Here is a 13,214-nt window from a genome sequence, read left to right on the forward strand (position 1 = left end):
ATTCAAAACACTGTGAGCCGTTTTCCACACCTCGCGTGACAGAGAAGGAAAGCCCCCTTGATCCTTCCTTCTCAGGACCGCTCTTCATGCCCCAGCAACCCACGCTTCTCGCCCGCACCCTGCGCCAGTTCCTACTTGGCGCCAGCCTGAGTCTTACGGTACTGCCACACGCCATGGCGGCCGATGCCAAGCCGTATCACATCGCGCCGACTTCGCTCGAAGCGGCGTTGAATCAATTCGGACGTGAAGCGGGTGTGCTGATTTCCTTCGGTTCGCAAGTCACCGCGGGCATGCAGAGTCGTGGCTTGTCCGGTAACTATGGCGCCGCCGACGGCCTGCAGAAACTGCTGGAAGGCACCGGCCTGCAAGCCCGCGCCGAAGGCGACAATGCCTACAGCCTGCAACCGGCCAATGCACCGACCACTATTGAGTTGGGCACCTCCAGCGTGGTCGGCGACTGGCTCGGCGACGCAGCGCAAACCAATGTGTTCGAACACCCCGGCGCCCGAGATGTGATCCGCCGCGAAGAGTTCGAACGCCAGGGCGCCACCCAGGCCAGGGACGTGCTCAATCGCATCCCCGGCGTCAACGCCCCGGACAACAACGGCACCGGCAGCCACGACATGGCGCTGAACTTCGGTATTCGCGGCCTCAACCCGCGCCTGGCCTCGCGCTCCACGGTGCTGATGGACGGTATTCCGGTGCCGTTTGCGCCGTACGGCCAACCACAACTGTCGTTTGCGCCGATCAGCATGGGCAACATGGATGCCGTCGACGTGGTGCGTGGCGGCGGCGCCGTGCGCTACGGCCCGCAGAACGTCGGTGGCGTGGTCAACTTCGTGACCCGCGCGATCCCGGATGCGCCCACGGTGAAAGGCGGCCTGCAGACCGAAACCAGCCCGTCCTCCAGCCATGACGGCTTCAAGACCACCGGCAACCTGCTGGCCGGCGGCACGGCCGACAATGGCCTGGGCGGTGCGCTGCTGTACTCCGGCACCCGTGGCGGCGACTGGCGCGAGAACAGCAACACGCGCATCGATGACCTGATCCTCAAGGGCAAATACCAGCTCGACGACGCCAACAGCTTCAACGCCATGGCGCAGTACTACGAAGGCCAGGCCGATATGCCTGGGGGGTTGAACGTTGCGGACTACAAGGCCGATCCATACCAGTCCACCCGCCCCTACGACAAATTCTGGGGCCGCCGCACGATGTTCAACGTCGGCTACCGCTATGAGCAGGATCGTCGCGAGTTCACCGTGAATAGCTTCTTCACCAAGACCCTGCGCAGTGGTTACCTGGACCAGGGCACCTTCCTCTCGCTGTCCCCGCGCGAGTACTGGGTGCGTGGCATCGAGACCCGCTTCGCCCAAGGCTTTGATGTGGGCCCGAGCAGCCACGAAGTAGGCGTCGGCTACCGCTACATCAACGAGGCCGGCCACGAGCTGCGCTATCGCACGCCGATTGCCGCCAACCAGCAGATTCCCACTACCAACAGCCGCAACGACCGCGACACCCGTGGCGGCACCGAAGCCAATGCATTCTTCATCGACGACCGGATCGATATCGGCAAGTGGACCATCACCCCGGGCGTGCGCTACGAGATGATCGAGTCCCAGCAGACCAACAACCTGAGCAACGTCAAATACAAGGGTGACTACAACACCGCGCTGCCGGCCCTGAACGTGCTCTACCACCTCACCGACAGCTGGAACCTCTATGCCAACACCGAAGGTTCGTTCGGCAGCGTGCAGTACAGCCAGATGCCCAACCGCGTGACCAGCGGCGAAGTGAAACCGGAAAAAGCCCGCACCTGGGAACTGGGTACCCGTTACGACGACGGCACCTTGCGTGCCGAGATCGGCGCGTTCCTGATCAACTTCGACAACCAGTACGAAAGCAACCAGACCAACGACTCGGTGATTGCCCGTGGCGAAACCCGCCACCAGGGTATCGAGACCAGCGTCAACTACGCGCTCGATGGCTTGAGCCCGGCGCTGGCCGGGTTTGATGTGTACGCCACTTACGCCTACGTCGACGCCACCATCCGCGAGGACGGCCCGAACAAAGGCAACCGCGTGCCCTTCTCGTCCAAGCACAAAGGCACCCTTGGCGTGGGTTACACCGAAGGCCGCTGGAAACTCAACCTGGACAGCAGCTACCAGAGCAGCCAGTTCGCCGACAACGCCAACACCCAGGCCGAAAGTGCCGACGGTGCCAACGGACGTATCCCGGGCTATATGTTGTTCAGCAGCCGTGCCGCCTACGACTTCGGCCCGCAGTTGTCGGATTTGAACGTAGCGGTGGGGGTGAAAAACATCTTCAACAAGCAGTACTACACGCGCTCGTTCGACGATAACAACAAGGGCAAATACGTCGGCGAGCCGCGCACGGTGTACGTACAGACCTCGATCGCGTTCTAACTGCCCGCCAGGCAACTGGGAGTGGCCGCGACCAGGGCGTCGATGGCGCAGCGGGTCTTGGCCGGCATATGCGCGGCGGTCGGCCAGATCACGTGGATCGGCGAGGGTTGCTCACGGTAGGCGGGCAACACCGCTTCCAACTGCCCGCGCAGCACATAGTGTGCAATCAACCAACTGGGCAACCAGGCCAGGCCGACGCCCGCGATAGCAGCGTCCGCCACGGCCTGGAGGTCATCCAGCACCAACGGCGATACGACCCGCGAACGGTGCGGGGTGTTGCTGCGGTAGGCAATGCCGCGGTGGCCGGCAAGGTCATCCGTCGATTCAATCCGTCCCACCCGCTGCAAGTACGCCGGTGAAGCGGCCAGCCCCACGGACTGTTCGCCCAGGCGCCGTGCACTCAAGCGTTCGGTGTCAGGCAAAGCACCGATTCGCACGGCGATATCGAAGCCTTCCTGCACCAGGTCGGTGATACGGTCAGCAAAACACACCTCGATCTCCAGTTGCGGGTAACGGTCCATCAACCCCCATAACGCGGGCGCCGCATAGTGATGCCCGAAGGCCAGCGGCACGCTGGCGCGCAGCCGGCCGCGTGGCAACTGCCGGCCACTCTCCAGCACCGATTCGGCGGCTTCGAGTTCGGCCAGTGCGCGCAGGCAATGCTCGTAGTAAGCCTGCCCGTCTTCCGTCAGACGCTGGCGGCGAGTGGAGCGCTGCAACAGGCAAGTCCCCAGCCGCGCCTCCAGCCGCGCCAGGCCCTTGCCCACCGCCGAGCGCGTCAGGTTCAGGCGTTCGGCGGCTTCCGTCAGGTTGCCGCTTTCGACGATCTGCAGAAAGAGTTCAATGCCATCGAAACGCGCAGTGGCCATGATTTTATTGTCGCCCTTGATTCCCCTGTTGACGGAAAACTTATCACGAATAAAGAAACAGATTCCCCTGAAAATCTAACGACCCCTCGACCTCAGGAGAATCCCATGCCACCCGCCGCCACCTTATCGGCCATCAACCCACCTCGCACCGCCAGAAACGGCCTCGCCCTCACCGCCGTGTGCCTCGTCGCCCTGATGTTCGGCCTGGAAATCTCCAGCGTGCCGGTGATCCTGCCCACGCTGGAGCAGCAATTGGGCACAGGCTTCCAGGATGCCCAATGGATCATGAATGCCTACACCCTGGCCTGCACCAGCGTATTGATGGCAGCCGGCAGCCTGGCGGACCGTTTTGGCCGCAAGCGCATACTGGTGCTGTGCCTATGGTTGTTCGGACTGGCTTCGCTGGCGTGTGGGTTGGCGAACGATGCACCGACGCTGATTGCCGCGCGCTTCGTCCAGGGCGTGGGCGCCGGGGCGATGATGATCTGCCAGTTCGCGATTCTGTCGCACCTGTTTCGCGAACCGGCGGCGCGGGCACGGGCGTTCGCAATCTGGGGCGTAATCGCCGGCGTGGGCCTGGGCTTCGGGCCGATGGTGGGGGCGCTGATCCTGGCAGTGGCGGACTGGCGCTGGGTGTTCCTGGTGCATGTACCGCTCACCCTGTTCACCCTGGTGCTGTTGCATGTCAGCGTGCAGGAGTCCCGTGACCCGGCCGGCCATCGCCTGGACATCGCCGGTATGCTCACCTTGACGCTGTCGGTGTTCGCGCTGGTCTATTTCATCACCCAGGGCACCGAGAACGGTTTTGGCACACCGGTCATGCTCGGCTGGGCGGGACTGGCGGTGGCCGGGTTGCTGTTGTTCATCGTCGTTGAACGACGCAGCGCCCACCCGATGTTCGACTTCTCGGTATTGCGCATCCAGCGCTTCAATGGCGCCTTGATGGGCTCGATCGGCATGAATTTCAGCTTCTGGCCGTTCATGATCTACCTGCCGCTGTATTTCCAGGCCGGCCTGGGCTACGACACCCTGACCAGCGGCGGCGCCCTGCTCGCCTACACCCTGCCCACACTGCTGGTACCGCCGCTGGCTGAGCGCCTGGCCCTGCGCTATGGCGCCGAGCGCATCATTCCGTTGGGCCTGGGGTTGATGGGTGTCGGCTTCCTGGCCATGGCCGCTGCCAATGGGGTGGCGCAACCCAGTATCCTGCTGATCCTGGGCAGTTGCATCATTGCCGGCACAGGCCTGGCGCTGACCAACTCCCCCACCACCAACACCACGACCGGCTCGGTGTCGACGGACCGCGCCGGCATGGCCTCGGGCATCGACCTCAGCGCACGGCTGATTACCCTGGCGCTCAACATCGCGTTGATGGGGCTGGTGCTGTTGCTGGGGATCAGCGATCAACTGGCCGGTGTGCTGCCCGAAACCACGGCGCTGGATTGGCCGGGCATCAGCCAGAACATTGCGGCCGGCAAGCTCGATGTACCGGCGTTGAACGCCGCGCAGGCCCAGGCCGCACTGCGCCACGGTGCCGGCTGGGCGATGCTGTTTGCAGGGTTGGGTGCATGTGGGCTGGCGCTATCGAGCCGGTACTTTTTCCGACGCGGACAGTAAATGAAAACGGGCCTGCAGTTGCAGGCCCGTTTGTAGGGGGGTGAAAATCGGTCAGCCGTTAATGACAGCGTTTTCGTTTTCCAGGAATTCCTCTTCCAACGCGTCTTCATTCACTTTATTGATTGGCTGGTTTTTCGCGGCAGCGCGTGGCTTGCCTTGCAGTTTGCCAAACAGATGTTCCAACGCATGGTCCAGCTTAGTCGCCGCACCGTCGATGGCCTGTTCCAGCGTATCGGCCTTATGCAGCACCGACAGTGGCTGATGGCCTTTTGGCCGCGCTTCCAGGCGGCAACTCAAATCGTGGGGACCGGGCTTGTCGCCGTTCTCATCCCGCAGGTAGACCTCCACTCGGGTCAGGTCTTCTTCGTAACGTTCGAGCGTGCTCTCAATGGTAGTACGTACCCACTCCTCCAGTCGGATGCTGCTTTCAATATGGTTATCGCTATTGACTTGGATTTGCATAGTTCTTCCCTTATTTCAGCTAGCTCGCGAGAGGTCACAACTGCGACACCGGGGCGGTGAAACCATGACCTCTTGATTACACAATTGAGCAGTCCGCAGAACAATTCAACCCCTTTGCAAAGATAAATCCTACATTACAAATTAAGCCTGACGACGAGCAAAAACGCTGTTAGGGTGGGGAGTTAGTTACATCTTCTTACGTGCAATCAACCTTACAGTTGCCCCTCACCCAACGGGTGCAATCCGCGAAAGATCTCCGCCTCCTCCACCAGCCAATCATGTACCGCACGCACGCCCGGATGGCTCAGCGCACCCGGCGCATACAGCAGTACGTAGCGTTTATGGTTAGGCACGGCCAGGCCGAAGGGCACGATCAAGGTGCCGCGCTCCAATTCATCGTTGAGCAAGGTGCGGCGTGCGATGGCCACGCCCATGCCAGCGATGGCGGCTTCGATGGTCAGGTGGTTGCGGTTGAAGGTGTGGCCACGGCGCACATCGGCGTCGTGGTAGCCGATGGCATTCAAGTAAAACTCCCACTCCGCATACTCATAACTGCCACGCCAGGCGGTGATGTCATGCAGCAGCGGGAAATGCACCAGGTCGGCCGGCCCATGCAACGGTGGGCGACCGCGTAGCAGGCTCGGCGCGCACACCGGGAAGATCTGCTCGTCGAGCAAGGCGGTGGATAACAGGCCGGGGTAGCTGCCGTCGTTCAAGTCGACGGCCAGGTCGAAGTCGCCCTCATGCAAGGCGATGCTGCTGTCCTCGGCGACCATACGCAATTGGATATCCGGAAAGCGCTGCTGCAAACGCGGTAACCGAGGGGTCAGCCACTTGCCGAGAAACGACGGGATCGAGCGCAGGCGCAAGGTGCCGCTGATCATTCCCGCGTCCAGGCGCTGCAACTCCGCGTCGATGCTGCCATAGGCCTCGCCCACCGTCGCGGCCAAACGTTGCCCCTCGGCACTCAGCTCCACCCCACGGGCGCGTCGATGAAACAGACGAAACCCCAATCGCTCTTCCAACTGGCGGATTTGCTGGCTCACCGCGCCCGGCGTGATGTGCAGTTCTTCGGCGCAACGGGTGAACGACAGGTGCCGCGCAGCACAGGAAAAAACGTGCAGCCAGACATACGTCTGGCCATGGAGGGGCCGGATCATAGCGTTTAGTCCTGCTAAAGGGTGTCTTAGGATAATTCGTTGGTCAGTGCCGTGCCAGAGGCTCAGTATCGCGCCAATTGCGCTCGTCCTACAAAACATGGCAGCGATTCCTACTCCATTGCTTGTAAGGGTTTAGCATGGCTATCAGTGTTTTTGATCTATTCAAAGTGGGCATCGGCCCTTCCAGCTCCCATACCGTCGGCCCCATGCGCGCGGCGGCGACCTTTGCCCAAGCCCTGATCGACCAACGATTGTTGAGCGGCACCCGCCGCGTGGAAGTACGCTTGTATGGCTCGCTGTCCGCCACCGGTGTAGGGCATGCCACCGATCGCGCCTGTGTGATGGGCCTGATGGGTGAGTGGCCGGACACCGTCGACCCCACCTCGATCAATGCGCGTATCCAGCAACTGCGTGAATCCGGGCGACTGTTACTCGCCGGCCAGCAGGACATTGCCTTCAACTGGCACACCGACCTCCTGCTACTGGACGAAAGCCTGCCCTACCACCCCAACGCCATGTCCCTGCACGCCTACGGTGAAAACGGCCTGCTGAGCGAGCAAACCTATTACTCGGTAGGCGGTGGTTTCATTATCGAAGCCGCCGAAGCCGCCTCCGGCATCGCACCGGCCAGCGATGTGCAATTGCCCTACGACTTCTCCAGCGCTGTCGAACTGCTGGCTTTGTGCAACAAGCACGGCCTGCGGGTTTCCGAACTGATGATGGCCAACGAACGTGCGTGGCGCAGCGACGCCGATATCCGCAGTGGCCTGCTGCATATCTGGTCGGTGATGCGCGAATGCGTGGAGCAAGGCCTGCGCGATGAAGGCATCCTGCCGGGCGGCCTGGATGTGCCACGCCGCGCGGCGAAACTGCACCGCAGCCTGTTGGAAATCGGCAAGCCGAATGTCATCACCTCCACCTTGTCCGCCATGGAATGGGTCAATCTGTTCGCCCTCGCCGTCAACGAAGAAAACGCTGCCGGCGGGCGCATGGTCACCGCGCCCACCAACGGTGCAGCCGGGATCATCCCGGCCGTGCTGCATTACTACATGAAGTTCAACGCCGACGCGTCTGACGACGACGTGGTCAATTTCTTCCTGGCCGCCGCCGCCGTCGGCATCCTCTGCAAGAAAAACGCTTCCATTTCCGGTGCCGAGGTTGGCTGCCAGGGCGAAGTCGGTTCGGCCTGCGCCATGGCAGCCGCCGGCTTGGCCGACGTGCTCGGTGCAACCCCCGAGCAACTGGAAAACGCCGCGGAAATCGGCCTGGAACACAACCTCGGCCTCACCTGCGACCCGGTCGGTGGCCTGGTGCAAGTGCCGTGCATCGAGCGCAACGCCATCGCCGCCGTCAAGGCGATCAACGCCACGCAAATGGCCCTGCGCGGTGACGGCAAGCACTTCATTTCCCTCGACCGGGTGATCCGCACCATGCGCGATACCGGCGCCGATATGCATGACAAATACAAAGAAACTTCACGGGGCGGCCTGGCGGTCAGTTGGGTGGAGTGCTGATTGGCTTGATTGCGCTGTCAGCGATCGTTTTCTCGGGACTGCCCTGAAACAGGTCACCCCACTCAAGCACGACCCAAAACAACGGTGGGAGTGGGCTTGCCCACGATAGCGGTCTTCCAGCCAAGCATTCATTGGCTGAAGCTCTGCTATCGGCGGCAAGCACCCTCCCACATTGAGATACGCGCCCCACACGGCACGGCCTTTGCTGTACAGCTCATGAGGCAAACGGACTTTGTTAAACCTCAACGACGAAGTGGCCGGTGGTCAGGAGACGCGAACTAATCCCGACACCGGTCGTCAATGACTGCATGTTCTTATCAGGCGGTAACACACCATGGACAATCCTTTTCAGATCATCACCGATACCTTCACCCCGCAATACCGCGTCAATCTGAGCATCCAACGCCTGGACGGCAGCATCATGCTGACCCTCTCCAACGAGCAGGGCGTGGTAGCCAAACGCATGATCAGCGCCGAGCAACGCAATGATCCCAAGCGGCTCAAGCGTCTGGTGCAGAGCATCCAGTTCGGCATCGCCATCGAGCAGGGCCACAGCGCCATGGACATCCTCACGGTAATGACGGATGGCGACCACAAAGTGCTACAGCGCCCGCCTGCCCGTACCCTGCCCTTCAGCGTCGGGCTTTAAAGCTCGCCCTTCTCGGTTTCCAGGCTCGCCTCGCCCTTGCGACGCGGGCCTTCGACCTTCACGGAAGGGAATGCCGATGAGGCATAGCGCACCACCAGGATCGAGAACGCCAACAGCAGAATCCCACCGCACAGGTAGATGATGCCTACATCCGGCGGGTTGTGATGGGACACGTTGGAGATCAGCAGACGCGTCAGCGCGGTGATTGCCACGTAGATCAGGAAGCGTACCGGCATGTGGTTGGTCTTGAAGTAAATCCCCACCATCGCGCCCAATTCCAGGTAGATGAACAGCAGCAAGATGTCATCGATCTTGATGTGTCCGTTCTCCAGCATCCCCAGAAACTCCATCACCGCCGCCCAGGCCGTCACCGCACCAATGGCGAACAGCGCCAGGTAGTGGAACGACTCGACGAACAGATTGCCCAGGGACTCGGCCAGACCATGTACTTGCTGGCGCAGCCTTTCGGCCCAGTTGATTTTCACGATGATGCTTCCTTAGGTCGACTCGACCGGATAATGCGGGTTGGACGTGACGGTTGTTCTGCATGCAGAAAAAAGGCCAGGGGCAGGTATAAGATGATGGCGGGGTGATATGAGGCACTCCAATCCCGTATTTCCAGACTACATTAAAAAACTGCTACCCAAACCCCACGGTTTGGCTTACCCTTTTCGCTGTATATAAATACAGTAGTCGCAAAAGACAACTATCGTGAAGGCATGTGAGGTGGTGAATGGCCGTCGAAGTGGTATACCGCAGCAGCCGAGATCTGGAGCGTTTGTTCATGGATAAAGCCGAAGCTGACCGTCATGACAAGATGCTTGAACTCGCCGAGTTGCTCGCAGAAGTGTTGCAAAAAGCCGTGCCGTCCCTGAGCGAGCAGCAGGTGGAAGAAGCCGGGATCTATATGGCGAAGAACCGCGATGTGTTCGCCAAGGCGTTCAAGAGCCAGCCGGACGCGTTGTCCGAGTTGCTGAACGCGGCGGCGGAATAAAGCCCGAATTGAACAGGCCCTGAATCATTGGTTCAGGGCCTTTTTAATACCTGGCTATTGGTAAAGCAGGCGCTCGGCGAGTTCGTCGGCCACGCGGGCGGGTGAGCGTTTTTCGGCCTGGGCGTGGGCGAAGATTTCGGTGAGGCGCGTGCCGATGTTGGACAGGTGCGCGGTGATGGAAGGGAGCTCTGCGCCGCTGTGCCTGAGGGCGACGTAGATCAGCCCTCCCGAGTTGATCACGTAGTCCGGTGCGTAGAGGATGCCACGCGCCTCCAGTTGATCCGCGTTGTCGAGGTGGGTCAGTTGTGCACTGGCGGAACCGGCCACGGCGGCGCAGCGCAGTTGGCCGACGCTCTGGCGGTTGAACACGGCACCGAGGCCGCAGGGGGCGAGGATGTCGCACGGCGTGCTGAGCAAGGCGTCATTGGCGATGGGGTGTGCGCCCAGTTGCTCCATGGCCAGTTGCACCTTGCCGTGGTCGATGTCGCTCACCAGCAGTTCGGCCCCGGCCGCGTGCAGTTGTTCAGCCAGGGCGAAGCCGACGTTGCCCAGGCCCTGGATGGCGACACGCAAGCCTTCGAGGTTGTCGCTGCCCAGGCGTGCCATGGCGGTGGTGCGGATGCCGGCGAACACGCCCATGGCAGCGTGGGGCGAAGGGTCGCCCGCAGCGGTGGTGCTGGTGACGTAGCGGGTGTGCTGGGCGATGCAGTCCATGTCGGCCACCGAAGTGCCGCTGTCGATGGCGGTGATGTAGCGTCCGTCGAGCTGTTCGATGCAACGTCCAAAGGCTTCAAACAAGGCGGCACGGTTTTCCACATGAGCGGGACGCAGGATCACGGCGGTGCCACCGCCCACCGGCAAACCGGCCAGGGCCGCCTTGTAGCTCATGCCTTGGGCCAGGCGCGCAGCATCTGCCACGGCACTTTCGTCGTCGGGATAGGAGAGGTAGCGACAGCCGCCAAGGGCAGGCCCCAGACGGCTGTTATGGATGGCAATGACCGCCTTCAGCCCGGTGACCGGGTCGACGCTCAAGTGCAGCGATTCAAGGCGGGTGCTGTGCATGAGAGCAAACATCGTCAAGCTCCCGAGTCACTTCTGGTAGTGGGCCAAGTATAGGCTTGCGGTAGAAAACTGCCGGAATACGCTGGAATAAGCCGGCCGATTTGGTAGGGCTTGCGACATAAGCGCGCAGGATATTTCCCAAGCCACTGGACGAAAATTCCCAGCAAGGCTAAAACGGGGGCATCCGCCGGAGATTGCAATGAACCCCCGCAAAGCCTTTTTCGCCTGCCTGGAAAGCTCCCCGCCCGCGCTGTTTGAAGCAGCGTTGTGGATTGCGGCCGAGCATGACCCGGCGGTGCAGCCATCCGTGATCCTGCAGGAGCTGACGCTGCTGCAACAACAGGTGAACATCGGCATGCCCATGCTGCCGGCGGATGAGCTGGGCCAGCCGCTGCTGCGGCGCCTGAATGACCTGGGGTTTACCCAGGATGAATTCACCCCGCTGCGCCCCGCCGCCGCCCTGCTGGACAAGGTGTTGCAACGCAAGCGCGGACAACCCCTGGCGATGGGGCTGATCGCCATGGAGCTGGCGCGACGGATGGATATCCCCATGGTCGGCGTGAACTTCCCCGGGCATTTCCTGCTGCGCGTACCCGGCGCCGATCACCTCTTGGACCCATGCGGCGGCCGGCGCCTGTATCCCAATGATTGCCGCGACCTGCTGCAACGCCAGTACGGCCCCAACCTCAAGCTGCAGGCCGACCACCTGCACACCGCCGACCCGCGTTCGATCCTGCAGCGACTGTCCCGCAACTTGCGGCAATTGCACCTGTCCAACGACGCCCCGCTCGAGGCCCTGGTCGACGCCGAACGTGTGCTGGAACTAGGCAATGCCAGCGCCGCCGATTACCTGGCACGGGCCAGCCTGTACCAGCGCCTGGACTGCCCCAACGCCGAGCGCTTCGATCTGGAACACGCGCTGATGCTCAGCGAAGACCCGATCCAGCGCCTGCGCCTGACCGAACGCCTGGGGCATTTGCCGCCCAACTCAGTGGTGCACTGAACCCACGACTTGCCACAGCTAGTTCGCTCGCAGTGTCAGTGATTGGCCGGTGCCTTGAGAATATCGCCGGGCATCGCGCTCTTCGGCCCCCCAGCCCCAGGCGAACGCACCTGGATAATCAACAACGCCGCCACTACCGCCGGTATCGCGCAGAAGAAGAAAATCTGCTCCACCGGGATATGCATCGCCAGCAACATGCTGCCAAACAATGGGCCCAGGATTGAACCAAACCGCCCCACCCCCAACGCCCAGCCCGTCCCCGTGGCGCGCACCTGTGCCGGATAAAAATTGCTGGCAAAGGCATTGAGCGTCAGTTGCCCACCGATGATGCAAAACCCGGCTGCAAACACACAGGCCACCAGGTAACGGGGGTTGTCATGGTTCAGGCCGAGCAGGATGGTGCACACCGCCGCTATCGCCAGCACGCCGGACAACAGCCGCACCTTGCTTTTCAAACGGTCGGCGAACCAGGCCATGCCGATGGCGCCCAAGGTCCCGGCGAACAGGAACATCGAGGTCACCAGGTTGGCTTCTTTCAACGCCAGCCCACTTTCCAGCAGCAGCGACGGCAACCAGCTGATCATGAAGTACAACAGGATCAGGCTGACAAAAAAGGTCGCCCAGATCAGCAGCGTCGGTCGTGCATAACCATTGCGGAACAACTCCACCACCGTCAGTTTGCTGCCCTGCTCCTGTTGGTTTTGCGCCTCGGTGGCCAACGGCGGTTGCCAGCCCGGCAACATCCGCGACGTCACGCTTTGCAGCCGCGCATAAGGCGGAGCGTCGCGCAACAGACGTGGCAAGGATTCCGGCAACAGCCACACCAGAAACGGAAACAGCAGCAACGGCGTCACGCCACCGGCGAGAAACACGGCCTGCCAGCCAAACCCTTCGATGAACCCCGCCGCCACAAACCCGCCCGCCGCGCCGCCGAACGAGAAACCACAAGCCGCCAAAGTCACCATCAATGTGCGCAGGCGTGGAGGGGAATAGTCCGACATCAAGGCCATCGCACTCGGCATTGCGCCGCCCATGCCGATGCCACAGATGAATCGGGCGGCCATCAACGTGGTCAGCGAGTTGGCGAACACCATCAGCACAGTCAGGGTGGCGTAGATCAGCACACAGCCGAGCAGGATACGGCGTACCCCGAAACGATCCGCCAGCGGGGTGACCAGCAACGAGCCCAAGGTCAGCCCGAGCAGGTTGGCGCTGAACACCGGGCCAAAGGCAGCCTTCTCCAGCCCCCAGTCCTGGGCCAGCGCCGGCACCACATAACCCAGGACCTGGGCGTCGTAGCCATCGGTCACCAGCAGCAGCGCCAGCAACAGGAGAATCAACCACTGGTAGCGCGACACCGGACGGGCGTCGAGTGCCGCGCGAAAGCTGGCAATCTGATTATGCATCGCAAGGTACCTATTATTTTTATAAGGGTGTTGCAGGTCAAAATGTGGAAGGGGC

12 protein-coding genes are annotated in these 13,214 nt (G+C 61.8%); 6 read left to right on the top strand and 6 right to left on the bottom strand.

Annotated elements, in window-relative coordinates; all coding sequences use genetic code 11:
* The first annotated feature begins 86 nt into the window (after nt 1–86).
* On the top strand, nt 87–2,423 hold the full coding sequence (fecA, locus tag BM110_RS03320; RefSeq protein ID WP_093512363.1) for a TonB-dependent Fe(3+) dicitrate receptor FecA: 2,337 nt from the start codon (nt 87–89) through the stop codon (nt 2,421–2,423).
* Here fecA and BM110_RS03325 read toward each other — a convergent pair.
* On the bottom strand, nt 2,420–3,292 hold the full coding sequence (locus BM110_RS03325; protein WP_093119601.1) for a LysR family transcriptional regulator: 873 nt from the start codon (nt 3,290–3,292) through the stop codon (nt 2,420–2,422). The two genes, fecA and BM110_RS03325, sit on opposite strands and share 4 nt — an antisense overlap.
* A gap of 105 nt (nt 3,293–3,397) precedes the next feature.
* Between BM110_RS03325 and BM110_RS03330 the strand changes: the two genes are divergently transcribed.
* Nucleotides 3,398–4,909, top strand: coding sequence for an MFS transporter (locus tag BM110_RS03330; protein ID WP_093512365.1), 1,512 nt, complete (start codon nt 3,398–3,400; stop codon nt 4,907–4,909).
* 51 nt (nt 4,910–4,960) lie between these two features.
* Here the strand turns inward: BM110_RS03330 and BM110_RS03335 are convergent, their stop codons facing one another.
* Both BM110_RS03335 and BM110_RS03340 read right to left on the bottom strand, forming a co-directional pair.
* Nucleotides 4,961–5,371, bottom strand: coding sequence for an HPF/RaiA family ribosome-associated protein (locus BM110_RS03335; protein WP_092240924.1), 411 nt, complete (start codon nt 5,369–5,371; stop codon nt 4,961–4,963).
* A gap of 212 nt (nt 5,372–5,583) precedes the next feature.
* On the bottom strand, nt 5,584–6,531 hold the full coding sequence (locus BM110_RS03340; protein WP_092240922.1) for a LysR substrate-binding domain-containing protein: 948 nt from the start codon (nt 6,529–6,531) through the stop codon (nt 5,584–5,586).
* A gap of 137 nt (nt 6,532–6,668) precedes the next feature.
* Between BM110_RS03340 and BM110_RS03345 the strand changes: the two genes are divergently transcribed.
* Nucleotides 6,669–8,045: an L-serine ammonia-lyase gene (locus BM110_RS03345; protein WP_093512367.1), complete on the top strand. Its 1,377-nt coding sequence runs from the start codon at nt 6,669–6,671 to the stop codon at nt 8,043–8,045.
* Nucleotides 8,046–8,379: 334 nt separating this feature from the next.
* Nucleotides 8,380–8,694, top strand: coding sequence for a DUF3509 domain-containing protein (locus BM110_RS03350; RefSeq protein ID WP_092240918.1), 315 nt, complete (start codon nt 8,380–8,382; stop codon nt 8,692–8,694).
* On the opposite strand, the gene BM110_RS03355 is transcribed toward BM110_RS03350, so the two are convergent.
* Nucleotides 8,691–9,179 (bottom strand): phosphate-starvation-inducible protein PsiE, encoded by a 489-nt coding sequence (locus BM110_RS03355; RefSeq protein ID WP_058427808.1) that lies wholly within the window; start codon nt 9,177–9,179, stop codon nt 8,691–8,693. The two genes, BM110_RS03350 and BM110_RS03355, sit on opposite strands and share 4 nt — an antisense overlap.
* Nucleotides 9,180–9,427: 248 nt before the next feature.
* Between BM110_RS03355 and BM110_RS03360 the strand changes: the two genes are divergently transcribed.
* A complete protein-coding gene (locus BM110_RS03360; protein ID WP_003171979.1) occupies nt 9,428–9,688 on the top strand; it encodes a YebG family protein in 261 nt (86 codons plus the stop codon).
* 54 nt (nt 9,689–9,742) lie between these two features.
* Here BM110_RS03360 and BM110_RS03365 read toward each other — a convergent pair whose 3' ends face one another.
* Nucleotides 9,743–10,762: a Glu/Leu/Phe/Val dehydrogenase family protein gene (locus BM110_RS03365; RefSeq protein WP_071488616.1), complete on the bottom strand. Its 1,020-nt coding sequence runs from the start codon at nt 10,760–10,762 to the stop codon at nt 9,743–9,745.
* Between the two features lie 187 nt (nt 10,763–10,949).
* Between BM110_RS03365 and BM110_RS03370 the strand changes: the two genes are divergently transcribed.
* Entirely contained in the window at nt 10,950–11,753 is an 804-nt protein-coding gene (locus BM110_RS03370) for a SirB1 family protein (protein WP_093512370.1), read from the top strand.
* A 35-nt stretch (nt 11,754–11,788) separates the two neighbouring features.
* Here the strand turns inward: BM110_RS03370 and BM110_RS03375 are convergent, their stop codons facing one another.
* A complete protein-coding gene (locus BM110_RS03375) occupies nt 11,789–13,159 on the bottom strand; it encodes an MFS transporter (RefSeq protein ID WP_092240914.1) in 1,371 nt (456 codons plus the stop codon).
* Between the last annotated feature and the right edge of the window lie 55 nt (nt 13,160–13,214).

The organism is Pseudomonas sp. NFPP28, assembly GCF_900115535.1.
GTDB classification, from domain to species: Bacteria; Pseudomonadota; Gammaproteobacteria; order Pseudomonadales; family Pseudomonadaceae; genus Aquipseudomonas; species Aquipseudomonas extremorientalis.